This window comes from Pedobacter caeni, from assembly GCF_900129215.1.
GTDB lineage: Bacteria > Bacteroidota > Bacteroidia > Sphingobacteriales > Sphingobacteriaceae > Pedobacter > Pedobacter caeni.
The window spans coordinates 983,078-1,007,320 of record NZ_FQUQ01000001.1 but is presented as its reverse complement, the minus strand read 5'-3'; the positions used below and the strand labels follow the sequence as shown (position 1 = coordinate 1,007,320).

Sequence of the window (24,243 nt, the reverse complement as noted above, 5' to 3'; positions counted from 1 at the left end):
ATGTGTAGTTTATTATTAATTCTCAGCCAACTGCTTTTATCAGCCTGTGGGACGCTCCATAAAACAACAAAAAGCAGTTCCGTTTCTAATTTAAAAGACAAGGAGGAAATTGAATTTAAGGATCAGTCAAAGTATCTGCATCAGCAGGAGAACAAATCTTTAACGATCAGGAATGATGCTGCAGATTCTTTTTCACAGATAGAGATCTGGCCGAAAGGGAGGTTTGATTTCTCTCCAGGGGAAGGTTTCTCCGGGCAGGCAGAAAAGGTATTGATCTATAAAAAAACAAAGTCTGGTAGCAGAACGATCGAAAGAAAGGAGGAGGCAGCGCAAAGTACCAAAGTATCCGATATAACAGAATCGAGGATAAAAACAAAGGATATTTCCCTGAAGGATACAGAAAAGAAAGACCTTCGGTTGTCTGTCTGGCACTGGCTCCTGATTCTGGTCGCCTTACTCTTCCTTTGGTACATCTTAAAATACAAACTATTTATTCATCCCTAAATTTTTAAAACCATGGCTATTTTAACAGGTGGTCTTTTTGGAAACATATCCGGAAAGATAGGAGGACTGGTGTTCTCCACAAGAAACAATCAAACAGAGGTAAGAAATCTTCCAAAAAAGTATGAAGGCCCAATAACCGAGGCCGCGTTAAACATTAGAGCAAGATTAAAGTTACTGACGGCGTTTTTAGGCCTGTTTACTTCTTTTATCCGGATTGGATATCCTAAGAGACCAAAACGGCGGATGAGCGCATTTAATGCGGTGTTTTCGAAGAATTATCATTGTGTTATTGATGGAGTATATCCAAATCTGGAAATTGATTATTCGAAAGTAACGTTTAGCAGAGGGAACCTGGAAGGACTTAGCAGTCTGAAAGTTGATCGGATTGATCGTCAATCATTTGATGTGAAATGGAATAATAGCATCAAATGGGGGCATTACCTGGATACAGATGGTTGTGATCGCATTTACTGCATTCTTTATGATGCTGTAGATAGACTTGTTATTGAAGTTTCTATGGGAGCAATGAGAAATGACAACCATTTTATGTTCCCCCTGCCTAAAGAAATGGTTGGAAAGAAAATCCATATGTATGTGTTTTTGCGTTCTTCTCTAAAAAAGGAGGTGTCCCGAACACAATATCAATGTTTGGATTTGCGGGAGCCAGGACGGAATGAAAAAGACAGAAGTTTAGGATCTGTTTGTAAGACTGTCGTTGATGATGGTGTTAATGCCAAAAAAGAAAACCTGAGGAAGGTTGCAAAATACTTAGCGATTCCAAAAAAATGTTATCCCAAAAAAAAGAAATCCAGGAAAGATTGGGCGATCCGTTCGTGAAAATACAGGTGAAGTTTTGGGAAATGGGTTTGTCATTCGGAAAACTATACGTCAAAAAAAGCCTTGATTTTCTGTTTTAGGGGATACGGTGTACATTTCGGTGAATGTGACCCCATTGTTTCGGGGCAAAGTGGCCGCAAATTAGGCTGCCGAGTGAGTCCATAAAGTTCCCTTCTCCTGAACGAATATAACCAACACTCTGGATTTTTCATCCTTAGCAACAAAAGCCAATCTCATTCTCCTCCTGATTGTATTTTCAGATCAAAACATGCCCCTAAATCACCTTCAACTGATCCATTCCAGCTCCGCCTCAAAATAAAGCGATTTAAGGCGAGCTGACACCTCGGATGACAAACAATCCCACACCAAGGAATCCGGCGTGAACAAGCGGCCTCAAACAGGCTCATTTAAAAAAAAGAATTTACAATGCAGGGAGTAAAATAATGCCCTAAACCTAAAATAACGGCCACTTTGCTCCGTAATACCTGGTCAGTTTAGCGCGGAATTAAGTGTCAGTTTAAATGCGGAACGAATGGCCACTTTTGGCGAAATACCCAACTCAGCTACCTTTCCTTTCCAACTAGCTAAGACTCCATTAAATGCAGGAGTATTAAGTGACGAAGCATCTGGCTTCACCAACAATATAAACCATTCTTGGCCCGTATCCAATAACCCTTCCTTTTTTAAATCCTCCTCCATTATAATCATTAATGGTTGACCTTTGGAGTAAGCCATTGCAGCTTCTATTTGATTCCATGGGGTTGGAAATTTTACATCTCGAAGAATTTTTTCCATATCCCCACCTCTCTTTTCAACCCCTTCAGGAAAGTAGGTCCGTTCTAAAGCGATAATAATAGTCCCCGAACAGTCCGCCATCAATTTATTAATTGTCTTAAGTGGCGATTCCTCACTAAAGGTATTTCTACCTACAGTCTTGGGGATAAGACCCTCGCTAGCAATTCGATCTTCAATTGCTTTAACAAATAGTTCTTGAGCATCATTAGCAACTCCGCCAACACTTAAGAATATATATGGTTCATTCATGATTAGTTTATTACAATTAATGATTTGATTTCAATTATCTAATTAGTTTTATCTCTCTTGGAAATTGCTTCAACTTTGTCGGTCGGCAATGAATCATAAAGTGATCCTACCTGCTTAGGGAGTGTTATCATATATTGAACTACTATATTGGTGAGTTCAAAGAGACGAGCAACAGTATTTGGGTCATCTGTATCTATTTGACCTGGATGAACAGCATCATTACCAGTCACCCTAACTATGTCAAGTGACTTTTGAACAATTTCTGGTAATCCTTTCTCTACAAGATTTTTGATGTCATTATTAATATTGGTGCCGTTCTCGCCTAATTCTTTACACAGCATTTGTATACCTAATCTCAATAATGCAGCTGCACCTCTAGGGGATTTTTGGTAGATTGAACAGGCTTCTAGATATATTTTCTTCACAGCTTCTGGCATTTCACCATTTGGGCTTGGGGCATTCCCGTTGGTAGGGTAGACCATATTGTCCCATACCCAAAGTGTATATTCTTCACAATGTTGACAATGACTAACTCTTATTCCATTGTTGCTCGAAGTCGGATATCTATTTCCACTAAACGATGTGTGCCACCAATTTTGTTGAGCAATAGCACTACAATAGGGGCAAGTGAATGATTTAAGGAATACCTGTGGTTGTATAAAGTTCATGAGTGAGTTAATTTAGTTTGTGTAAATGTAGGTAAAGCTTACCTCATAGCAAAATAACTTGCCCACGGTCTGAGAATTTGAGATCTAGATCTTTGTAGAGGCGGGAATAAACTCATCTATTTCTTTTCCAATCACACGTGAAGAAGCGTAGATCTGGACAGCTTGATACTTGTAGGTCTTCTAAATGTGAAGACCAAGACACTACATTATTTGTCTGAGCGCAGGATGATCCAGATCTAGTTTAAGGTTATCATAATTGTTAACTAGGCCATGAGTTAATTTTCTAGAAGTTTTATATATTGTTGATAGATAAATTCAAAATGATCATTGGATAAAAACCAAGATCTTTGATTCGGTGCTCATTCAGATCGGGCCTTTTGTTTCGTTTCTTGGCATTCTAGCATAGACAAATGATGAGATCGTATAACCATCTTCAAAAATCATTTTTGCTTCCATTAACATTGGGCCCCAGTATTGATATGCCATGCAAAAATCTGGATTTGTTTTTCGTTCGCAAATGATTTTTCTAAATTTACGTCCAGCCGTCCATTCTACGATCGAAAGTTTAGGTGTTTTTTGCGATTCCGGTCGATGAGATACGATCCACGCTCTGACTTCATATGCTTGATTTGGTATAAGTGAAGGCATGACCTCAACCACAGGCATCATTCCTCGTTGCATCTCGTATTTTTCAAGTCGCCCTTTATCGTCCCCGATTTCTTCTAAACGAAATTCCCCAACTGGTGGTACAGTTTGGTATGGAGAAAGTATTTTATCGCTGATATTTACTGTTCTCCATTTCCATTCGTCTGGCGCAAGTAATTTCTTTCCTTTTCTAATCAGGCCTCTAGTAATAACTTGCACCCTTGCCTGATTCGCTGCTGGATGCCATTTTATTGTAATTACACTATAAGTATTACAAGCTGTATCAACCGTATCCGGTAGTTCTCTACTTCCACAACTTCCTCCTGAAATAACCAATTGCGGAATTTTTGTGCTGCTTTCCGACCACAAGGGTAGAGGTTCATAATTGAATATTTGTGGATAGTGTTTATGTCCATGTAAAATCAAATGGAAATTATTTTCGCTAAGTAATTCCAAAAGATAACCAGCATTAACGATAGAATCTACTCCTCGACCTGATTCAATAAAAGCCGGTAAAAGGACTACGTGATGGTGCATCATAGCAACCTTTATATAGTCCTCATAATCAGTGTTTTGAGATAGCTCATTCAATTTCTGTCGCAATCTTTTTATAGAATCCATATCCACCTGCCCCCGGCTGCTGTCTTCAGTCCCTTTTTCTACATAAATACTACAATTAATTTCTGCTATTAAAAATTTGTTACCATCAATGTCATCGGCGTGAACCTGTGTGAAATCCATCGGTTCATGTGCAGCTGCAGTTGGTCGTTGATTACCATAAAAGCGATTATAAAAATTGGTATATGACTGAAATCGTTCGTCTGGTGAATGCGATTCATAAGAAACATCATGATTGCCAGGAATGATGTACACATTTTTTTTGTGAACGGTACGATGCATTATTGGCTTACTAATTAGCGCATTTAGAAAGCTTTCAGCTTCTTTAAACTCATCGCTTTTCGCCTTTTGCGTGAAATCACCAGAAACGGCTACAATTAGAGGTGGTTTAGGGTGATCGACATAGTCGGTAACGTCATATACAGTTGCACCGAAATCTGTTTGAAGATCATCGCCAATTAATTCAGCTAACGTTGGGATTCCTTTTCTTGAAGCTGATTCTACAGGATTACAGATGTGATGTTCTCCAAAATGCAAATCTGACAGGTGGAGTATTTGGATTTGGTTGGTGTAAGTTACGGCCATTTAATTAGATATAATATTCAGAGATTAATCTTATTCCAACAGCTGCAAATGAATCTCTGCTCTTGCCAGTCTCGTTCAGTTTAACTCTTGCGAATGCTCTAGAGATGATTTTTTCACTACCAGCACGGAGTTCAAGACGAAAATTTGGTTCATAAGCATTTTCTTTGCCTGACCACGTTATCCAAACTTGTGATTCAATATTTGCAGGGCCTGCATTGAATAGTATAAAACGGGTATTTATACTTCCTTCAACAACAATAGGGGCGTGACTATTCGGCACCGGAATAATAGAATGATACATGAGCAGGATTTTATTATACTAATTTAAGCTTTTCTTTAACATCAACAATAGATTTGGTGACTAATTTTGAAATGTCTTTAAAAATTAAGCAATGCGATTTATCAAGAGCGGTATTTTACCACAAACAAAACTGTAGATTATGACCTACCACCGCAATGACATGTTAGATTATTGAGGTTCGTCGATTCGTTTCATATATGTAATAGCTAAACCGTAGTGGCTGCAAGTTTTGATATCCCTGAAAAAACAAAACCCCTGCAAACATTATGTTTGCAGGGGTTTTGTACGTTTTGATTCTAAATATGGTGATCCCGCTGGGATTCGAACCCAGGACCACTACATTAAAAGTGTAATGCTCTACCAGCTGAGCTACGGAATCATTTATTGTTCCCTTGTTTCGGGAGTGCAAAGGTAGAAAATTTATATTAAATTGCTAATAAATTTGAAAAAAAATTAGATTAATTTTTCCTTAACTCCCTGCTCATTCCCGACTGCCTTAATAATCAACGATTTCCAATAAACTTAAGCCTGTAGAAATATTTACGCTAAAAAAGACAATCTCTGTTTTTGGAATAATAAATGCTTAATGAAGTATAGAAGAGAAATCAGCGCATGGGAAAACAAAAGAAAATATTACTTACAGGAGCCTCAGGGACCGTAGGACAAGAGGTTTTAAAGCAATTGCTACAATTTCAACACTATGAAATTACGGCATTTGATCAAAAGACCAATAATTCAAAGAAAATACTGTCTCCATTTGAAGATCGGGTGAAGATCATCTACGGAGATATCACAAATACAGAAGAGGCTGAGGCGGCATGCAAAGATCAGGATGTCGTCATTCACCTGGCTGCTATTATTCCTCCATTAGCGGATCATCATCCAGATCTTGCCCACAAAGTAAATGTGATCGGAACTAAAAACCTGATCAGCGGAATACAGAAACACGGCAGGAATACTTTTTTCCTTTACAGTTCTTCCATTTCTGTGTATGGCGACAGGCTAACCAATCCATGGATTAAAACATCAGATCCTTTGATCCCGAGTCCGCACGATCATTACGCGGTTACTAAAATTGGAACAGAAGCACTCATCAGAAACAGTGGAATAGATTACGGTATTTTCAGACTGGCTGCAATTATGGGAACAGGTAACCATAAAGCTTCAGGAATCATGTTTCACATGCCTTTGGATACCGCAATGGAAATCCTGACCCCAAAAGATACCGCAAGGGCGTTTGTGTTGGCTATCGAACATAGAACAGAATTAAAAGGTAAGATCTTTAACCTGGGAGGAGGAGCAACCTGCAGAACTACTTATCAGGAATTCTTAAACAGGTCATTTGAGGCCTTCGGCCTCGGCAAGGCCGACTTCCCAGAACACTCTTTTGCAGAAAAGAACTTTCATTGCGGATATTACGAAGATGGCGATGATCTTGCAAAGATCATCGATTTCAGAAGAGATACCCTGGAAGACTATTTCGACCAGCTGAATGCATCTGTTTCCACTGTTAAGAAAGGATTCACTAAATTATTCAGAAAGCCAATTAAAAGCCACCTCCTGAAACAATCCGAACCTTACAGCGCTCATGTCACAAAAGACAAAAAGATGGCTTCACGCTTCTTTAAAGCTGCGCTGCTGGTCATCTTGTTTTTCTCCTTTCAGCAGGGCTATGCACAAAAAGGTCAATTAAAAATCACTATACCCAACATTGATAAAGTGGAAGGGAAAATACAGGTCAGCCTGTACAACAGTAAAGAGAAGTTTATTAAAAAAGGGCAGGAGTATAAATCACAGATCAAAAGTGTAAAGTCTACATCTGAGACCTTTATTTTTAAAGATCTTCCGGCAGGGGAATATGCAGTTGCGCTTTACCATGATGAAAACTCGGATGGGAAATGCAATACCAACCTTATCGGAATTCCGAAAGAAGGATATGGTTTCTCCCAGAATTTCAAGCCAACATTATCAGCTCCTAAATTTGGAGATACGAAGTTTAAACTGGAAAACGAAGCAGAAATCAGTATTAAACTGATCTATTAGATAATTACTAGTATCTATTTGTCACGCAGGCATTAAAAAGAAGTTTGCAGACTATAAATCTGCAAACTCCCATGCGCTTTGGTAAGCATTATTTTCTTCTGCATAACTGATAAAAGCAGAGTAAAAAGGCAATCTGGAAAGCGTGGCACTATCGCCAATCACCACCAGTTTTTTCTTTGCCCTGGTCATGGCCACATTCATCCTTCGGGTATCAGAAAGGAAGCCAATTACTCCTTCATTGTTGCTCCTGGTCATGCTGATATAAACCAGGTCGCGTTCCTGTCCCTGGAAACTATCAATCGTATTCACAGAGATCTTGTCTCCGTAAGCTTGAAGAACAGGGGAGTTGGCCAGTAATTCTTTCATCAAAAAGATCTGCTGCTTATAAGGAGAGATCACTGCAATGGTAGGAAAATCTTCAACCGTATAAAAACTGCTCAGTTGTTCTGCCAATTGCGTCAGGTGCTTAAACAGAAATACAGCTTCTTCCGGATTGGTGGTACTCGTTCCTTCTGATTTTTCTTCAAATCCGCAACCCGCAGTATCGACAAAAGCCAGAGGAGCATCATCTGCAAACAGACGATGATTGGCTACCGAAGCATTTGCTTTTAGTTTGTTTCCATAAAATACCTTTGAAGAATAACCCATAATGGTTTCGTGCATCCGGTATTGTTCTTCCAAAAGCGTAACAGATTCTGGATGAGCAAGAACAGACTTTTCAAGTAAGGTAGTGCTTAATCCACTTTTTGCAGCTTCATTTGACTTTATGGTAGGCGAAAGCTGACAATGATCACCGGCAAATACCACTTTTTGTGCTTTCAGAATAGGGATCCAGCAGGCGGGTTCAAGCGCTTGTCCGGCTTCATCAATCACTACTGTATGAAACTTAAGACCTCTGATCGTATAATGATTGGCGCCAACCAATGTTGCGGTAACCACCTGGGCTTTACTCAGCAGATCATCAATGATGTACTGCTCTGTATTGCCCACTTCTTTCATGATTTTATGCGCTTCGTCAAAAAGGGCTTTACGCTGTTCTTTTTCTGCACGGCCGAAATTGCGCTTGTACTTATGGGCCATGTTTTTGAATTCATTGGCTTGTTTTTTAAACGCACGTGCCTGTTTCATGATTGGGTGTTCGGTCATTTTGCCATCCAGGGTGAGGGAAAGCAATTTTTCCGATACCCTTGCCGGATTTCCTACGCGCAGTACATTTAGACCCTGTTCGTCCAGTTTCTCGGTGAGCAGGTCTACAGCGGTATTACTTGGGGCAACCACCAGAATTTGCTGATGGTTTTGTTTGATCAAAGCCTTTATGGCCTGCACCAATGTGGTGGTTTTCCCTGTTCCCGGAGGACCATGGACAATGGCAAGCTCCTGTGCGGAAAGAATTTTATCTACTGCCTGTTGCTGTACTTCATTTAAGCCCGGAATGGCATACTGGAAATCGGGTTTGGAGAACGTCGGACTGCTATTGCCTGTCAGAATGTTGATCAGGCGTTGTGTTTCTTTGTTTTCGACAGGAGACGAGGCTTGTTTTATCGCCGCCTGCATCTCATCATAACTGTTGTTATCAAAGAGCACATCAATCCCCAGTTTCCCATCACGTGCCCAGTCTGGCAGCTCATCTGTCTTTAACGTAATTTTAAGCTTATTGCCACTTTGATGGGTGATGGTTCCTTCCACACGGTCTTTTGGATCGTGATTAGAGAACAATACCGCAGAGGCGCCAAAGCGAAGCTGGTGGGAGAGTTCCTGATGCGTGGTGCGTTCGATTTCCACCGTCAGATAATCCCCACGGCTCATTTCAGAACCTCTGATGGCAATAGGGTACCAGGAAAGACCATTGGCCCTTCGCTCTGCGACAGAAGAAGATTCGGTTAATTGCAGGTAAGACCTTAAGTCTTCGTCGCGCTCAATTTTCAGTAAATCAAGGAGCTTTTTGAAATATTCCAACAGTATCTGGTTTAAACTAGTTTTTTATCCATAATAAAATCTTCCATCAGGAAGCCATCTCCGATATCGATGTTTTCTTCGCCTACTTTCTCAAAGCCTATATTCTGATAAAAAGCAAAAGCAGAGTTGTCTCTGTTGACATTTAAAGAAAGCGTGTCATTGTTGTTTTCTTTGGCAATACCGGTAATGGTATTCATCAGCAATTTGCCCACGCCTTTTCCCTGTGCTTCTGGAAGGATATAGATTTTATGGATTTTTGTTTTTGATAATCCTTTGTAATTGAGTTCAAAAGAAGCGTAACCTAAATGTTTTGTTTCGTCCTTTACCAGGAGAAACTGATGTCCTTTGACGCTGGTTTGTTCTGTTAACGCAGCAGTGCTGTACATCATTTCCAGCATATAGCTGATTTGTTCTTTTGATAAAATTGCGCCGAAAGTGTCCGGCCATGTTTCATGAGCGATCTTCTGGATTAGGGGATAGTCGCTCGAAGTTGCGGTATAAATATTTAGCATGATGCCGCAAAATAGCATTATATTTTCTGATCCGGAAGATCTGCAAAGAGAGATTGTAAGGTTTTGCTCACTGTCGGCTGACTAATGTCGTTCAGGGTATAATTGTCCAGGTGAAGATAAAGGGCTTCCATGGCACTGTTGAGAATGGTTTTCAGGCCACAATCACCTGCCAGAATACAGAGCGGATTTTGACAATTGATCAGGTCTTCGTCCTGTTCCAGTAGGCGAACCAGTTTTCCGATCCGGTAAGTTTCTGGCGAAGCGTACAGGCGTAATCCACCACCTCTGCCTCTTTGTGCATCTATGATTTGTTGATTGGAAAGAAACTGAACCACTTTAACCAGGTGATTTCTGGATATCGCGAACCGGTCTGCCAGTTCTGTAATGGTCGTTGCCGGCAGGTGCTCCGGTTTACGGCTCATATACATCAGGATCCTCAGTCCGTAATCTGTAAATTGGTTCAGTTTCATTGATATGATCTTAATTGGTATGAATGGTCTGTGGACCAAACTCTTCAAAGAACAGCTTTTTTCGATCTACGCCTAAAGCAGCAAGGTCGAGAATTGTTTTTTCGATAAAGGGCTTGGGACCGCAAAGGTAATAATCTGCTTCGGGTATCAGGACCATTTCCGTGATTTCGGCAACATCCAGTCTGCCGGAGCGGATGTTCTTGTCTTCCTGGGCTGCGTTTTCGTAAAAGACGATATGTTTAAACCAATCGTGTTCCTCGTCCCAGGCTTTGATCTGATCCCGGAAAGCATGTACGTTTTCAGACCTGCAGGCATGGGCCCATCTCACCTGGCGTTGCTGATCTGCAGCGCTCAGGAAGTCCATGATAGAGACGAAAGGAGTCTGGCCTACACCACCGCTCAGCAACACAAGAGGGGAGCTCTGATCGGTGTTGAGCACAAAATCTCCGGCAGGGGTGCTGACTTCCAGTACATCACCTTCCTGAAGTACATTGTGCAGGTGGTTAGACACTGTTCCTTCTTCTTTATTCTGATTTCCGGCTTCTTTCTTTACCGAAATGCGGTAATAATGTTGATCTGGGGCAGAGGAAATACTGTATTGTCTTGGCTGATAAAGGTCTAATGAAGGGATATACACCTTAATGCTCAGGTATTGACCGGGTTGATGTAAGGCCACTTCCAGACCATCTTGAGGGCGCAGGTAAAAGGAACTGATCTCATCTGATTCTTTAACTTTCCGGTCGATGACGAATTTACGCCATCCGCTCCAGGCACCCGGAACAGCTGCTTTTTGCAGGTAGATTGATTTTTCGAGATTGATCATGATGTCGGCCAGTTGTCCGTAAGCTTTCGCCCATGCGGTGATCAGCTCTTCGGTTGCGGCTTCGCCAAGTACTTCACTGATAGAAGCCAGAAGATGTCTGCCTACAATATCGTATTGGTCTGCACTGATTTGCAAGCTGGTATGTTTATCGCCTATTCTTTGAAGAACGGGTAGGAGTACAGATGGGTTTTCGATGTTTTCGGCATAGGCAAGTACTGCGAGTGCCAATGCCGTTTGCTGGGTTCCGTTTTTTTGGTTCCCCATGTTAAAAATATGTTTCAGTTCGGGGTTATGGTCAAACATTCTTTGGTAGAAATGTTTGGTTAACAATACTCCATGTTCTCTTAAAATTGGGACGGTGGCTTTAATCAAGCCGATCTCTGATGTTGTAAGCATAATGTGTTATTTAAAGTTGCATCAAAAATACAACTTTAAAAACGGAGGCCTAATTTTAAACCGGATTTCTGAGGAAATTACATTTCAAGGATAAAAGAGATGGGGGATAAGCTTGTCTTGATTGCCCCCTGTTATTGTCTTGTCCGGCCTTGTTTGCAAACTAAGTTTAGCACTACATTTGAGTTATGGAATTAACTGAATATCTTAGTTAATACATAAACACCTAAAAACTAAAAGAACAAAACATGGCAACTATTAATCCTTATTTAAATTTTGAAGGAAAGACTGAAGAAGCATTTAACCTCTATAAATCTGTTTTCGGTGGGGAATTTCAGGCGGTTCAGCGCTTTAAAGATACGCCGGGTGGCGATGAGCTGTCTGCAGAAGATGCAGTAAAAATCATGCACATTTCCTTGCCTATAGGAAGTGGTAACTTTCTGATGGGAACCGATACCCTGGAATCAATGGGACAAAAGCTCAATGTGGGCGATAATTTTTCTATCTCTGTGACTACAGAGAGTGAGGCGGAATCTGATCGGATTTTTAATGCACTTGCGGTTGGCGGAGAAATCATTATGCCACTGGAGAAAGCTTTCTGGGGCGCTTACTTTGGAATGCTGAAAGACCGTTTTGGCATCCAATGGTTGGTGAACTATGACTATACTAAAGACAAATAAAAAAAATGCCCGTATAAATGCCTCCTGTAAAAGGCATTTATACGGAGCTTTTAAGTAAGATGTTTGAATTCTTAAAAAAGCCGGTGGAGGTTAATCGTCATAGTAGTCCTCATTATCCTCATCATCGTCCATTTCTCTCCAGGGTTCATCAATATCCTGGTCAAACTCATCATCATCGTACGTCCTTTGTTTTTCATCCCCTTCCTCCCTTGGATCAGGATAATTTAAGTGGCTTGTTTTCATATCGTTTTGCTAATGAATTACTTAAAGATAAGGACATTCTTGCAAATGTATTTGTCATAATTTTATTTTTTTCTTCTGGACTGTTCTGGTTAGCATCAGGAGGCTGTTACCGGCTTTGCAAAAAGCCTAATAAAACTTAAGCCCAGAGCAGGAAAGGAACCATTCCCCAGTACATCATGACCAGGAACAGCTGTAAGGCAAGAATCAGTGCAAAGATCTCCAGGATGGCAGTATTTCGTCTTGTTTTATGCTTAAAGTAAGCCCAGATACCCAACAGTAATGCAGCAGGGATAAGAGGGGTAACTATGGCCAGGGAAATGCTTGCCGGAGTAACATCCCCCAATGCAGTGAAATTCTGGTTCAAAAACAACAAGCCAGGAATTAATAAGCAGAGCAGAGAAAGAAAAGGAGCTGACCTGAGCGATTTCAAAAATGCCATTCTTTGCGTTAGTGATTTTACCAGCCCGCTGATGAACAGGTAAAGAAGGGCAAGGACGCCCAGAATGAAGCTCATCCACATTCCCCACAGATAAAAGGAACTGATCTTTTTAAAGGTCCCGAATCCGGTACTCACCATTTGGTTGCCGGTAGGATCCGTATAAAAGACATGTGAGGGGCTTATTTTGCCGGCAGATTTGAAAAGGTGATGACCTGCAGGGCTTAACACTTTATCGTCTTTTTGAAACTGACAAAAGAGAACCTGTTTTTCCTGAGGGATAATGGTTACAAAGTTGGTCAGGAAATCCAGGTAAGCGAAAGTTTTGATTTTATCTTTTGCAGCGATGTAATTGCCTTTCCAGTTGCGAATGTCTTTAGGCATTTCGCCTGCTGCCTGCGTTTTGCCCTCAGGAATATCGAGCGACTGGATCAGGATTTTGTTGAACACCTCATAATTTGCGGTTTCACTATCCATGTTATGGGAAATGAAAAAACCTTTTTTCTCTTCAGGGAAGAGGTAGATCATGGCATGGTAGCCGATCGTGTTTCCTGAATGGGCATAACCTATTACTTTATGGGCGTCTCTTTTCATCAATCCGCCACTGTAACCGATTTCCAGGCCATGCTTTGTGGCTTCTGTTTCCTTTGGATTGCCCATTGAACGAAGTAAATCTTCGCGGATAAAAGGGGAACGGTGCAGGATTCCATCGCTCATCAGGAAGCGGATAAAAATCCCCATGTCATTGGCAGTGGTGGTGAATTGCCCGGCAGGTCTGAGGTACATCGGCACAGTTGGCTGCGCCTTCATTTCTTCCAGATGTCCCATAGCGAGGGTTTTATCCGCATGTGCTCCCTGCTGGCTCACAAAATGAAAAGTACTGCGGGTCATGCCCAGTGGTTCCAGAAGAAACATGTCCAGATAATCCTCGTAGCGTTGCCCTGTTACCGCTTCTATGACCATTCCGAGTAGGGTGTACCCCATATTGGAATAGGCAAACTGAGCACCTGGTCTGGTATAAATATGGAGTACAGCAGGATCTCTTTTGAAGTTTTCGATCAAAGGGGTATTTGCACTTACCTTTTCGCTGAACAGCTGCCAGAAACGCAAATCTTCCAGTCCTGAGGTATGGTCTAATAAGTGTCTTACCGTAACCGGATCACTGGAAGCCCATTGGTTTTCAAATTTGATATTGGTTAGTATTTTCTCTACCGGTGTATCGAGGCTTAATTTATTGATCGTAACCAGTCTGAAAATCCCGGTAGCCAATAGTGTTTTGGTAACGGAGCCTACCTGAATGCGGTCTGATGGTGTTAAGGGGCGTTTGGTAAGGGAAGATTTGAGGCCATAGGCATCTGCGGTAATGATCCCGAAAGGCGACACTGTTGACCAGGCTGCTCCGGCCAGTTTTTCATCCGCCAGGGCTGTCATCATTTTTTCGCGAAGTGGCAATTCATCTTCCTGTGCAACAAGAGATAAACTGATGAAACTGAAAAGAAGGCTGAGCGTAAAAATTCTGGTCATGTGTTGCAAATCTATTGTTTTTGCACCAATTTTCTTACCATTTCTATTTGGTCGGTGGTGGCCCTGTTTTTATCGTAACAAAGGTAAATGGTGTTGGTAGCCGGTTTATGGCTTTTCCAGATTTCTTTGAGTTCCTTTTTCTCCAGGAGTTCTTTAACGAGGTAATCTGAAGCAATGGCGAGTCCTTTTCCTTTGCTGATGCCTTTAAGAATAGAATTGAAATCGGGAATGATAAAGCGTGGCTTTATGGCCGGTCGTTTTTTGAAGTTTTCCAGCCAGAACCTGCGGATAATGGCCAGGTCGCTGCTATAGGCATACCAATCCTGTTCACAAAGCCATTTTTCTGCTTTATCCAGTTCTCCGTTTGCGATATACTGGTCGAAATCCCGGGTATCCAGATCGTAATTGGCAACGAGGACAAAGTTTTCTTCCCTGATGGGTTCATAAACCACATCTTTCTCATCTGTGCAATGTGTTGCAATCACGAAATAGAGTTTCCCTTTGCCCAGTTTCTCCATCAGGTTTTTCGTGAGGCCAAACTCAAAGACAAAGTTTGCCGGTGCCTTGCTGATCTCCGGACTCAACAGCGTATAGAAAAACTCCTTTGGGGCACCAATACAGGTGAGTGGAAGGTTGGAGGAGCGGATATACCTGAACTCTGCTTCCACACTTTCCAGCTTATCCATGGCCTCAATAATTTGCGTATAAAACAGTTTTCCATAATCTGTGGGCACCATACGTCTGGGTTTCCGTTCAAATAGCTGCTTGCCGATATGGGCTTCCAATGCCGATAAATGCTGACTCACATTGGGTTGAGAAATCAGCAACTCCTGCGCTGCGCCTGTTAACGTCCCGGTATGATAGATTGCCTTAAAGGTCCGGTACCATTCTAAATTTACCATGATTCAAAATTACAGCTATTTTCTCAGCCTTACTATAATAATATTTATAGTAAACCATAAATCATGTTATTTCATTTATAGTTTAAGACTACTGACCTTTGTCATCACAATTCCTAAAAGAAAAATCATGAACAATAAAACAATAAAAACCAAAACCGGAATGCCACTGGCACTCTGGGCATTAACCATCAGTGCATTTGCCATCGGTACAACAGAGTTTGTCATTGTGGGTTTACTGCCAACTGTGGCAAAAGATTTAGCCATCTCCATTCCCTCAGCAGGTTTACTGGTGAGTTTTTACGCCATAGGGGTGGCGATAGGTGCTCCGGTACTGACCGCCCTGACCAACAAGTTTCCCCGTAAACCCTTACTGATTTACCTGATGGTACTTTTCGTTGCCGGGAACCTGTTGGCAGGAATATCTCCTGGTTTTATGCCATTGGTGATGGCAAGAATCATTACCGGATTTGCACATGGGGTATTTTTTGCCGTTGGAGCAACGATTGCAGCAGCATTGGTGCCGGCAGATAAAAGAGCGAGTGCCATTGCCATTATGTTTGCGGGTTTAACGGTAGCGATGGCTACAGGAGTTCCTCTTGGAACGCTGATCGGACAGCATTTTGGCTGGCGTGCTACCTTTCTGGGGGTTGCCGGACTGGGGCTGATCGGATTACTGGCCAACTTGTTTCTGTTGCCTGGTAACATTAAAAATGAAGCTGCTGCACCAATAAAAGAACAATTTGGGATCCTGGGCAATAAGAAATTACTCCTGGCTTTTCTGACTACCATATTTAATTACGCAGGCGTATTCCTGGTGTTCACTTACCTGTCTCCGTTGTTGATGGAGCTTACCGGAATGTCGCAAAATATGGTGAGCCTGATGTTGCTCGTATACGGAATTGCGATTGCAGTGGGGAACATCATTGGCGGAAAGCTGGCCAATAAAGTGCCACTTAAAGCGCTCCTCTGGATGTTGGTGATCCAGGCTGTAGTGCTGTTGATTTTCAGTTTCACGGTGCACCATACCATTCCGGCAATCATCACTTTGTTTGTAGTTGGTGCCTTATCTTTTGGTACAGTTCCGGCATCTCAACTATTTGTAGTTCAGACCGCAGAACGATTTAATCCGGCAATGGCAAACGTAGCTTCGGCTTTTAACATCGCTTCCTTTAATGCAGGAGCTGCTTTGGGGGCTTATGCAGGAGGCTGGGTGGTTTCATCCACACTAGGCCTGGGCGCAGCACCATGGGTTGGGGCAATCTTTGTGCTCGTTTCTATCGTGCTGGCATTGCTGAGTGCAAGAGAAGAAAAACTGTCTGAACAGAATTTTAACAAAGTTGAAGCCCTGGCTTCGACCTGTAATTAGACCTGGATCCGTAATTAAACCGGAACTGCACTTAAACTTCAATTGTATTTAAACTTCCACCTGTATTTAAAGCATTTAAAAGAAAACAACAATGAACTTATCCATCATAAATAAAGGAACAATTGTGGGTATTTTGCTCACTGCCTTTCACATTACAAATACTTATGCTCAGCATACAGCCAGATCTGCCTCGAAAAGTAATCCGGGAACCGGTTACGAGCAGGACCGGCTTTTGAAAATTGATGCAATGATCCAACGCCAAATGGACGCGAAACACATTCCTGGTGCCACAGCATTGGTGCTGAAAGACGGAAAAGTGATTTACCAAAAAGCATTTGGCTATGCCGATCTGGAAACGAAACGGAAGGTGAAGAACGATGATATCTTCAGGATTGCTTCCCAGTCTAAAGCGATTACCAGCCTGGGAGTGATGATGCTTTGGGAAGAAGGGAAATTCCTGTTGGACGACCCGATTTCTAAATACATCCCTGCATTTAAAAACCCAACAGTGCTACTGGCTTATGATGCCACAAAAAACAGCTATACGACAAAACCTGCAAACCGGGAAATTACCGTCCGCGACCTTTTAAGGCATACTTCCGGAATCGCTTATCCGGCCATATTCAGTGATGCCTCTATGTGGAAGATCTATGAGCGTGCCGGAATTCCTTCCGGTGTTGGTACTACCGAAGGCACGTTGAAAGAGAAAATGGAACTATTGGCTACACTGCCACTACAACATCAGCCGGGCGAAACATTTACCTATGGGCTAAACATTGATTTGTTGGGCTATCTGATCGAAATCTGGAGCGGACAAGCCCTGGATGTGTTTATGAAACAGCGGATTTTTGATCCTTTGGAGATGAAAGACACGTATTTCCACCTTCCGGCAGAAAAACAAAACAGACTGGCCAGCTTATACGAGAGCACGGCAGATCATCAGCTGATTAAAGTGAAACATCTATTATATGAAGGAGTTGATCCGGAATTCCCCAAGCTTAAAGGAACCTATCTGTCGGGAGGAGCAGGCTTAAGCTCAACCACACAGGACATGGCCAATTTCTATACGCTTTACCTGAATAAAGGAACATTTAATGGCAAGAGACTGATTTCCGGGAAAACGATAGCACTGATGTTACAGAATCAATTGGGAGATCAGGTAAAGACCTCTGCAATGCCTCCACAGCCGGAGAACTTCCAGTTTAGTTTAGGTGGTTTTGCAGTGGAAACTCAGAAAAATGACTACCTGTTGCCTTTAAGCGAAGGATCTTTTGGTTGGGGAGGAGCTTTCAATACACATGGATGGGCAGATCCAAAAGAGGGCCTGATAGCGCTGTTGTTTACCCAGGAATACCTTTCTCCGTATTTTAGTATAGGAGAAGAATTCCAGGTTGCGGTTTATCAGGCCCTCAGCAATTAAAAGAAAATAGTGATCTTGCTCAGGGAACGTTACTATTTTTCGGATAAGAGCTTCCAGATCACCAGGTCTTTCTTGATCTTTTTGAGCACAGCATTGGAAAGTACCCGGTTGAGTACAATCTTTGCACCTGCCCAGATCAGGAATTTACTGGTGCCACTGAGTTCTGCAACGTTTAGCAGAATTGCCTGAATGCGTTCCTTGAGTTTCGATTTATAGCGGTCTACGTCCTGATCTTCGACAACAGGCCAGGTTCCTCCAGACTTAAACCTGAGCTGGGGGAAGGTATAATCGGTCTTTTCTGCAAATATGGGGATGATCTGGTATCCTCCATCCTTGGTGGATCTAAAGCGGTCCAGGTTGGCATTGGCATAACCTTCTTTGAAAATCGGATGTTCCTGTAAGGCGCTTTCGGGGATGGTAAAGTAATCCCTTAGGAAGATTTTGCAATTGTGCCTGCCCAGAAAATAATCATGAACACGGAATTCTTTGCTCAGGAATCCGCCAAAGCCGTTCAAAGTACCACAGGCAATGGCCATTTCGCCGGTTACATTCTGTTGCTCTCCATCAGGGCTGGTTACCATTCTGGAAGGTGCAACAAGAAACTGACCTGCGCAACTGTTACTTAGTGCATCTGCGATGTCCAGGGGCTTTGACCGCATCTGGTTGATCATCGAGCTGAGCGTGAGGCCAAGGACATTCATCAGGTCCTGTAATTTGGAGATTGGTTTCGGCTTTTGGCTTGGAAATGGATCAATCATCACTACGGTAGAGGTAAACTGATGAAAGTCGCGGTAATCTTTGGCTTCCTGTCCGGTGATTTCGTACAGCACATCCCGCACCTTTTCGAAGGGCTCATTGTTAATCAGTCCGCCATCCACGTTGAGGGTCTGGTAATTGCCCGGGGCAACAGGGTTATTGGTCAGGTATTTTTTTAACCAGAGATTGGCGTTCACATAGGATGCATCGCGGTTCAGGAGCCTTGATTTTAGTCCGACAGGGAAGGCTCCGGTTGCAATTGCGGCATCTCTTGCCAGGTCTACATTGATGTCGTCTTTGAGGTTGAGGGGCACCCAGCCGCCGTTTGAGCCAATGATATTTTCTTCGGTGAGTTCAAAACAGGCATAGTCGTTATGAATGGACATGTGGTACTTTCTGGTTTGCGGTTTCCCCGGACCAAAATCAGCCGTATAACCGAAGCCTTCCAGATTGGTCAGCGTGCTGAAAATCTTTAAGCCAGGTTTAATGAAAGGGGGTAAAGGCCGCCATTTGCTCCGGTCGGCTTCGGTCGCTACCACACGTTGTGCAATTTCATCGATAAAAGCCGAGTTTAATCCTGAAACCAGGCCTGCTTCTTTGATGTCGGAGGTGTCGAGCATTTTCTCTAAAATATCCCCCTGACTCAAGTCTACCCAGGTATGGTAAAACTTGTTTTCCGGGTGCTCAGCAAGGATATTATCACTGGGTTTATCGATAGGGATATGCAGGCTGTTCAGGACGGTAGAGGTCAGGATGCTGGTCATACCTCCGGCAGAAGCACCTCCGATTACAGGGATTTGTACCTTGTGTGTAGGGACGCCTGGTTCGTTTTTTCTCTTTTCCCATTCGGCAAGGGCCTCTAAGAGGTAGTCCATTACTCCGGCAGTATAAGCGCCTGCGGATACCGCGCCAGCCATGCAAAGGCCAATGTAAAAGGTGTTTTCTTTCTCGTTTTCGGATGACATAGCTAATAAATAGGGGAATGATTATAGGGTTAAATTAAAACAAAAATCTGAGGTTTTTGTTCAGCGGTCTGTGGTTAATTTCCATTTTGTCTTACCTTAGGGCTATGTTCGAGCTTCTCCGTAAAAACATAGAAAAACACCTGGCAATTTCTGATTCGGATTTTGAACGGTTCACCGCGCCATTTTACCATCGTAAAATTGCAAAAAAGCAATTCCTGTTGCGCGCCGGACAAATCTGTAAGTTTGAAGGATTTGTGATCAAAGGCTGTTTAAGGGTCTATTACCTGGACGAACAGGGGCAGGAGCGGATCTTATACTTTGCGATCGAAGACTGGTGGATCACCGATATCGATAGCTTTACGAACAATACACCCTCGATCCTGAATATTGAAGCCCTTGAAGATAGCGAGGTACTATTGATCACCCAGCCTTACAAAGAAGCGCTGTACGAACAGGTTCCTGTAGTAGAGAAGCTTTTTCGTATCATGACGCAGAAAACGCATGTGGCCCTGCAAAGAAGAATGATCTCTGCGCTAGGAAAAACAGCAGATGAGCGTTACCTGGAATTCATCACCAAATATCCGCAGCTGGAACAACGGCTCACCCAATTACAGGTGGCTTCCTATCTGGGCATCTCCCACGAGTTCCTGAGTAAGATCAGGAAAAAACTGGCTAAACAGCGGTAAGTTTCTTTTTTGAACTAGTTCAACTTTTTCGCCATTCAGGTGTTCTAATTTTGTAGTGTCAAACATCAGAACATATGAAAACAAATATTATCATCACTTCGCTCTTCGCAGCGTTTCTTTTTCAGGCTTGCAGCGGAAACAACAATCCGGCAAATGAAAAAGACAGCAAAGCCGACACTACACAGACGCTTATTGGAAAAACCGGAAAGATCACATACCCTGATTTTAGTGCCGAAGTACAGTACTTAAACGACAGTACGGTGCATTGGAAAGCGGTAGATAAAAGCGGAAAAACCAATGAGGGTACAGAACATGTTTCCTTTAAACAACTCAATGGCCACCTTTATTTCTTGAACTGGATTGAAAAAGACGGGCTCACGGTGAGTCAGGTGATCAATACCAAAGATGGGGAAGTGGATGCTTTTTTAAGCTACAAAGATGATAAAACTGCTGCAGGAAGGTCCTCACAGTTTTTAAAAGGAAAATTTGAATTTAATACACAAAAATAATGAAACTGATCTATGTGATGGATCCGCTTTGCGGATGGTGCTACGGAAATTATAGAAATACCCTGCAAACAGCAGAAAATTATAAAGACATTCCTTTTGAGATCATTCCCGGAGGAATGTGGGCGGGAGCAAATGTCCGCAAACAAAGCAAACAAATGGCGGCTTATTTTATCAAACACGACGAGCAGATTGCAAAGCTTACCGGAACTGCCTTTGGAGAAGATTATTTTAAGTTTATCAATGCGCAGGAAGTATTGTTGGATAGTGAAATCCCATCAAGGGCGATTGTAACAGTACAAGAGTTCTGGCCGGAAAAGAACGTAACCTTTGCTGCTGCAGTACAAAAGGAGAGGTACTTCTATGGTAAAGACCTGAACCTGGACCTGACTTATCAGGAGATTCTGGATTCGCTGGGTATTGATAAGGAAGTGTTTTTCAAACATTTTCATAGTGTGGAGATGAAAGCCGCTACACAAGCAGCTTTTGCTAAAGCAGCAGATTATGCGATGTCTTATCCGACGTTGTTGCTGGATACAGGATCGGAGTTGTTGCTGATAGAACAGGGCTATTCTTCGTTGGAAGAGATCAGCAACCGCATTGAAAGCCATTTAAGTGTTCAATAAAAATGAAAAGACAAGCCATTTTATTCATATTAATCCTATTAAACATGAATGCACAATCACAAACATTTAAAACAATTGATGCCGGTCCGTTAAAGCTTAACGTATACCATGCAGCCGAAACCAGCTTCGGCGTGGCATCGGTGATCATTAGCGGGGAAACCGATGCGATATTGGTAGATGCCCAGTTTACCTTATCTGATGCCAAATTAGTGGCAGAAGAGATCAAAGCCAGTGGCAAAACATTAAAAGCCATTTATGTGAGTTATGGTGATCCGGACTTTTATTTCGGACTGGAAGTTTTTAAAAGCTATTTCCCTGGCGTAACGGTCTATGCTACCGAAACAACAGTAGCCCATATCAAAGAAACTGCTCAGAAGAAACTGGATGTCTGGGGACCTCAATTGGGCGATAATGGAACGAAAAACGTGGTTTTGCCACAGGTATTAAAAGGAAATAGCCTGGAACTGGAAGGTCATAAGCTGGAATTTGTCAATGTAGAAGGAGCAGCCTCACGTACTTTTGTATGGATCCCATCGATCCAGGCTGTTGTAGGTGGTATCAATATTTTCGGTACCGGTTTTCACTTATGGATGGCAGATGATGCAAGCACAGAAAAACGTGAGCAGTGGCTAAAGGCACTGGATCAGATCGAAGCGTTGAAACCGGCGGTTATTATTCCTGCACACCATAAAGACGGAGCAGCATTAAATATAGAGTCTTTGAAGTACAACAGGGCTTATCTGAAAGCTTATGGAGAAGAATTGAGTAAAGTGAAGACTTCGGATGAGCTGATCGCTGCGATGAAGAAACGTTATCCGGATGCGACGTTTGAAATTGCATTGCAGCTGGGAGCGAAGGTGAATACTGGCGAAATGAAATGGTAGTGGTATAAAACATTTCTTGCAGTCCCGGATAACATCGGATCCCGGGTCGTATCCCAGCGGGATCACCAGATTTAGAATCAAAACATATAAAACCCTGCAATCGCACGATTAGCGGGGTTTTTGCTTTTACGGGAATATCAAAACTTCACCAATTGTACCCAACTCCCACATACGCTATATCTTTTTGACTGAAGAACTGTTTGTAGTTTGCTATTTCTTCTCGAATGTTGATTAAATCATTTGTTATCTTTTGCTTACTAAAGCACCAAGTTTTTCCATTATTGGGATTGGTCCACTTGATGTTTTCTTCCAAATGTAAAACCTGAATTCCTAATTCCCAGCCACTGCATTCTGGTAAACCACAATGGCATGAAAAAATGAAAAATTCACCATCTTGTTCTAAGCTTTTCAAAAATTCGTCTATATCAATAATGTCACTGTCTGTATATGGTTTTTCATTATTCAGGCTTATTTCCAGGCCACCTTGCATCCAAATATTGTTTGCCTCTGCTTGGCAAGCGGTGACAACCAATTCTACAATAATGCTATCCAAATTATTACTCATTCTTTATAATCTATGGTCAGGTCAACATTTCTGCAAACACATAAATATATGACATTACGTGTTAGCCTTTAAAAAATAATTTATTAGCAGATGCTTTAATGAACCGTGTCTTTTGAACGAAAAAACTAATGTTTGCTACTTTTTCCGAATCTATCCAAAAATAACGCGAGTAATTTAGCTTGGGGAGGACTTGAAGGAACGAATTTATTTAACTCTCTTAACCTTGGCTTCATCTGATATTATTCGAAGGCGTGTTTCTTACACTGGTAAACCTTGTTGAGTAAGTTTTTTCCGAATTCTTTTTGTAACAAAAAAACAGAATGTGCACAGTTTGCGTACAAATAAACTACAATCTTATTAACTTTAGGATGCATCTTCATTTTGACGAAGTTTATTTTAGATAACCTGAAAAATATGTTTACCAATATTATACCCGTTACCGATAAACTGAAAAGATACATTACCAGTTTTACAGTATCCCAGAAAGGAGGGGTCTTTCCGTTAAGGTATACCGCGTTTCCAAATCTGGGCATCTGCCTGGCGTTTTTTAACCATACTTTGATCCGGATACAGCCACACGAAGTTACCTTCACAAAAGATGATACTCAGGGGCCGGAAATTATCTTATTGGGTAGGCTAACACGCCCAACACTAATAACATTTAATGATCCCGTAGATGAGATAAGTATTAATTTTACCCCATGCGGCATCAATTTTTTTTTCGGAATTCCATTTTTAGAAATGGCAGGCAAGTCGCATCAGCTGCTGAATGAATCTACATGGACTGAATTTGCCTCACTGCTCTTTTCAAAACCCCCAGAAAAAAGAATCGAAAAACTGGAAGCATTCCTTTTGTCAAGTCTGAACGAGCACAAAGGGGATACATTGGAGCGAATTTTTAACAGTACGGCTGGAATCGACAAATTGACGGTTCAAGCTCTGTCAGCTATCGCCTGTATGTCTGAAAGAACTTTCTTAAGATATTTTAAAAAGTATTTTGGTTGCAGTCCTTCAACGTATAAAAAAATACTTCGGTTTAGAAATGTACTTGATGCCCGATATTCAAAAAATACTAACTCGTACCATAGATTCTTACTTACAGAAGATTATTACGATTCATCGCATTTCAGAAAAGAGTTTGTACAATTTACCGACTGCTCACTGAGGCAGTTTAAAAGAGCTTCCTTCCTGCCGGGGAATGGAAGTTCAGTCTTTAAACTAATGTAAAGATTGTCCGATTTATACCTGTTTGCCTTTTTGCTAAAACGTACTTTTGATAGGTAGA

24 protein-coding genes and 1 tRNA gene are annotated in these 24,243 nt (G+C 42.0%); 11 read left to right on the top strand and 14 right to left on the bottom strand.

Annotation, left to right across the window (positions count from 1 at the left end; translation table 11 throughout):
• Together BUC20_RS04220 and BUC20_RS04215 are read left to right on the top strand one after the other, a co-directional pair.
• A complete protein-coding gene (locus BUC20_RS04220; protein ID WP_073227794.1) occupies positions 1-504 on the top strand; it encodes a hypothetical protein in 504 nt (167 codons plus the stop codon).
• A gap of 12 nt (positions 505-516) precedes the next feature.
• Complete coding sequence (locus tag BUC20_RS04215; RefSeq protein ID WP_073227792.1) at positions 517-1,341, top strand: DUF6266 family protein; 825 nt, start codon at positions 517-519, stop codon at positions 1,339-1,341.
• Positions 1,342-1,830: 489 nt separating this feature from the next.
• On the opposite strand, the gene BUC20_RS04210 is transcribed toward BUC20_RS04215, so the two are convergent.
• The 5 genes from BUC20_RS04210 to BUC20_RS04190 form a co-directional block, all read right to left on the bottom strand.
• Positions 1,831-2,385, bottom strand: coding sequence for a hypothetical protein (locus tag BUC20_RS04210; RefSeq protein WP_073227790.1), 555 nt, complete (start codon positions 2,383-2,385; stop codon positions 1,831-1,833).
• Between the two features lie 38 nt (positions 2,386-2,423).
• The gene (locus BUC20_RS04205; RefSeq protein WP_073227787.1) at positions 2,424-3,053 is read right to left on the bottom strand and encodes a DUF4145 domain-containing protein; all 630 of its coding nucleotides are present in this window, start codon (positions 3,051-3,053) and stop codon (positions 2,424-2,426) included.
• 363 nt (positions 3,054-3,416) lie between these two features.
• Positions 3,417-4,901 (bottom strand): metallophosphoesterase family protein, encoded by a 1,485-nt coding sequence (locus tag BUC20_RS04200; protein ID WP_073227784.1) that lies wholly within the window; start codon positions 4,899-4,901, stop codon positions 3,417-3,419.
• A gap of 4 nt (positions 4,902-4,905) precedes the next feature.
• On the bottom strand, positions 4,906-5,202 hold the full coding sequence (locus tag BUC20_RS04195; RefSeq protein ID WP_073227781.1) for a hypothetical protein: 297 nt from the start codon (positions 5,200-5,202) through the stop codon (positions 4,906-4,908).
• Between the two features lie 303 nt (positions 5,203-5,505).
• A tRNA-Lys gene (locus tag BUC20_RS04190) sits at positions 5,506-5,581 on the bottom strand.
• A 233-nt stretch (positions 5,582-5,814) separates the two neighbouring features.
• Between BUC20_RS04190 and BUC20_RS04185 the strand changes: the two genes are divergently transcribed.
• Complete coding sequence (locus BUC20_RS04185) at positions 5,815-7,245, top strand: DUF2141 domain-containing protein (protein ID WP_073227780.1); 1,431 nt, start codon at positions 5,815-5,817, stop codon at positions 7,243-7,245.
• A gap of 51 nt (positions 7,246-7,296) precedes the next feature.
• Here BUC20_RS04185 and BUC20_RS04180 read toward each other — a convergent pair whose 3' ends face one another.
• Genes BUC20_RS04180 through hmpA form a run of 4 tightly spaced genes read right to left on the bottom strand, consistent with a single transcriptional unit; the run spans position 7,297 to position 11,402 of the window.
• Complete coding sequence (locus BUC20_RS04180; RefSeq protein WP_073227777.1) at positions 7,297-9,201, bottom strand: AAA domain-containing protein; 1,905 nt, start codon at positions 9,199-9,201, stop codon at positions 7,297-7,299.
• 11 nt (positions 9,202-9,212) lie between these two features.
• Positions 9,213-9,713: a GNAT family N-acetyltransferase gene (locus tag BUC20_RS04175; RefSeq protein ID WP_073229462.1), complete on the bottom strand. Its 501-nt coding sequence runs from the start codon at positions 9,711-9,713 to the stop codon at positions 9,213-9,215.
• Positions 9,714-9,730: 17 nt separating this feature from the next.
• A complete protein-coding gene (locus BUC20_RS04170; RefSeq protein WP_073227775.1) occupies positions 9,731-10,183 on the bottom strand; it encodes an Rrf2 family transcriptional regulator in 453 nt (150 codons plus the stop codon).
• A gap of 10 nt (positions 10,184-10,193) precedes the next feature.
• Positions 10,194-11,402 (bottom strand): NO-inducible flavohemoprotein, encoded by a 1,209-nt coding sequence (gene hmpA, locus BUC20_RS04165; RefSeq protein WP_073227773.1) that lies wholly within the window; start codon positions 11,400-11,402, stop codon positions 10,194-10,196.
• Between the two features lie 245 nt (positions 11,403-11,647).
• On the opposite strand from hmpA, the gene BUC20_RS04160 reads away from it, so the two are divergent.
• Positions 11,648-12,079 carry a VOC family protein gene (locus BUC20_RS04160; RefSeq protein WP_073227771.1) on the top strand — a complete coding sequence of 144 codons (432 nt, stop codon included), beginning with the start codon at positions 11,648-11,650 and terminating at the stop codon, positions 12,077-12,079.
• 90 nt (positions 12,080-12,169) lie between these two features.
• Here the strand turns inward: BUC20_RS04160 and BUC20_RS33865 are convergent, their stop codons facing one another.
• The 3 genes from BUC20_RS33865 to BUC20_RS04150 form a co-directional block, all read right to left on the bottom strand.
• The gene (locus BUC20_RS33865; RefSeq protein ID WP_159441048.1) at positions 12,170-12,322 is read right to left on the bottom strand and encodes a hypothetical protein; all 153 of its coding nucleotides are present in this window, start codon (positions 12,320-12,322) and stop codon (positions 12,170-12,172) included.
• Between the two features lie 136 nt (positions 12,323-12,458).
• Positions 12,459-14,282 (bottom strand): serine hydrolase domain-containing protein, encoded by a 1,824-nt coding sequence (locus BUC20_RS04155; protein ID WP_073227769.1) that lies wholly within the window; start codon positions 14,280-14,282, stop codon positions 12,459-12,461.
• An 11-nt stretch (positions 14,283-14,293) separates the two neighbouring features.
• On the bottom strand, positions 14,294-15,184 hold the full coding sequence (locus BUC20_RS04150; protein WP_073227767.1) for a LysR family transcriptional regulator: 891 nt from the start codon (positions 15,182-15,184) through the stop codon (positions 14,294-14,296).
• A 127-nt stretch (positions 15,185-15,311) separates the two neighbouring features.
• On the opposite strand from BUC20_RS04150, the gene BUC20_RS04145 reads away from it, so the two are divergent.
• Positions 15,312-16,550 (top strand): MFS transporter, encoded by a 1,239-nt coding sequence (locus BUC20_RS04145; RefSeq protein ID WP_200800880.1) that lies wholly within the window; start codon positions 15,312-15,314, stop codon positions 16,548-16,550.
• Positions 16,551-16,641: 91 nt separating this feature from the next.
• Positions 16,642-17,970, top strand: coding sequence for a serine hydrolase domain-containing protein (locus BUC20_RS04140; protein ID WP_073227765.1), 1,329 nt, complete (start codon positions 16,642-16,644; stop codon positions 17,968-17,970).
• A gap of 32 nt (positions 17,971-18,002) precedes the next feature.
• On the opposite strand, the gene BUC20_RS04135 is transcribed toward BUC20_RS04140, so the two are convergent.
• A complete protein-coding gene (locus BUC20_RS04135; RefSeq protein WP_073227762.1) occupies positions 18,003-19,691 on the bottom strand; it encodes a patatin-like phospholipase family protein in 1,689 nt (562 codons plus the stop codon).
• 104 nt (positions 19,692-19,795) lie between these two features.
• Here BUC20_RS04135 and BUC20_RS04130 point away from each other — a divergent pair, with 104 nt between their 5' ends.
• The 4 genes from BUC20_RS04130 to BUC20_RS04115 all read left to right on the top strand — a co-directional run bounded on the left by BUC20_RS04130 (position 19,796) and on the right by BUC20_RS04115 (position 22,393).
• Positions 19,796-20,377 (top strand): Crp/Fnr family transcriptional regulator, encoded by a 582-nt coding sequence (locus tag BUC20_RS04130; protein ID WP_073227761.1) that lies wholly within the window; start codon positions 19,796-19,798, stop codon positions 20,375-20,377.
• A gap of 74 nt (positions 20,378-20,451) precedes the next feature.
• Complete coding sequence (locus tag BUC20_RS04125; RefSeq protein WP_084528520.1) at positions 20,452-20,886, top strand: MoaF-related domain-containing protein; 435 nt, start codon at positions 20,452-20,454, stop codon at positions 20,884-20,886.
• Complete coding sequence (locus BUC20_RS04120) at positions 20,886-21,509, top strand: DsbA family protein (protein ID WP_200800879.1); 624 nt, start codon at positions 20,886-20,888, stop codon at positions 21,507-21,509. Before BUC20_RS04125 ends, BUC20_RS04120 begins: the two co-directional genes overlap by 1 nt.
• A 44-nt stretch (positions 21,510-21,553) precedes the next feature.
• Complete coding sequence (locus BUC20_RS04115) at positions 21,554-22,393, top strand: MBL fold metallo-hydrolase (protein ID WP_143166688.1); 840 nt, start codon at positions 21,554-21,556, stop codon at positions 22,391-22,393.
• A 145-nt stretch (positions 22,394-22,538) separates the two neighbouring features.
• On the opposite strand, the gene BUC20_RS04110 is transcribed toward BUC20_RS04115, so the two are convergent.
• The gene (locus BUC20_RS04110) at positions 22,539-22,958 is read right to left on the bottom strand and encodes a hypothetical protein (RefSeq protein WP_073227755.1); all 420 of its coding nucleotides are present in this window, start codon (positions 22,956-22,958) and stop codon (positions 22,539-22,541) included.
• A gap of 414 nt (positions 22,959-23,372) precedes the next feature.
• On the opposite strand from BUC20_RS04110, the gene BUC20_RS04105 reads away from it, so the two are divergent.
• Positions 23,373-24,185 carry a helix-turn-helix domain-containing protein gene (locus BUC20_RS04105; protein ID WP_073227753.1) on the top strand — a complete coding sequence of 271 codons (813 nt, stop codon included), beginning with the start codon at positions 23,373-23,375 and terminating at the stop codon, positions 24,183-24,185.
• Positions 24,186-24,243: the final 58 nt, after the last annotated feature.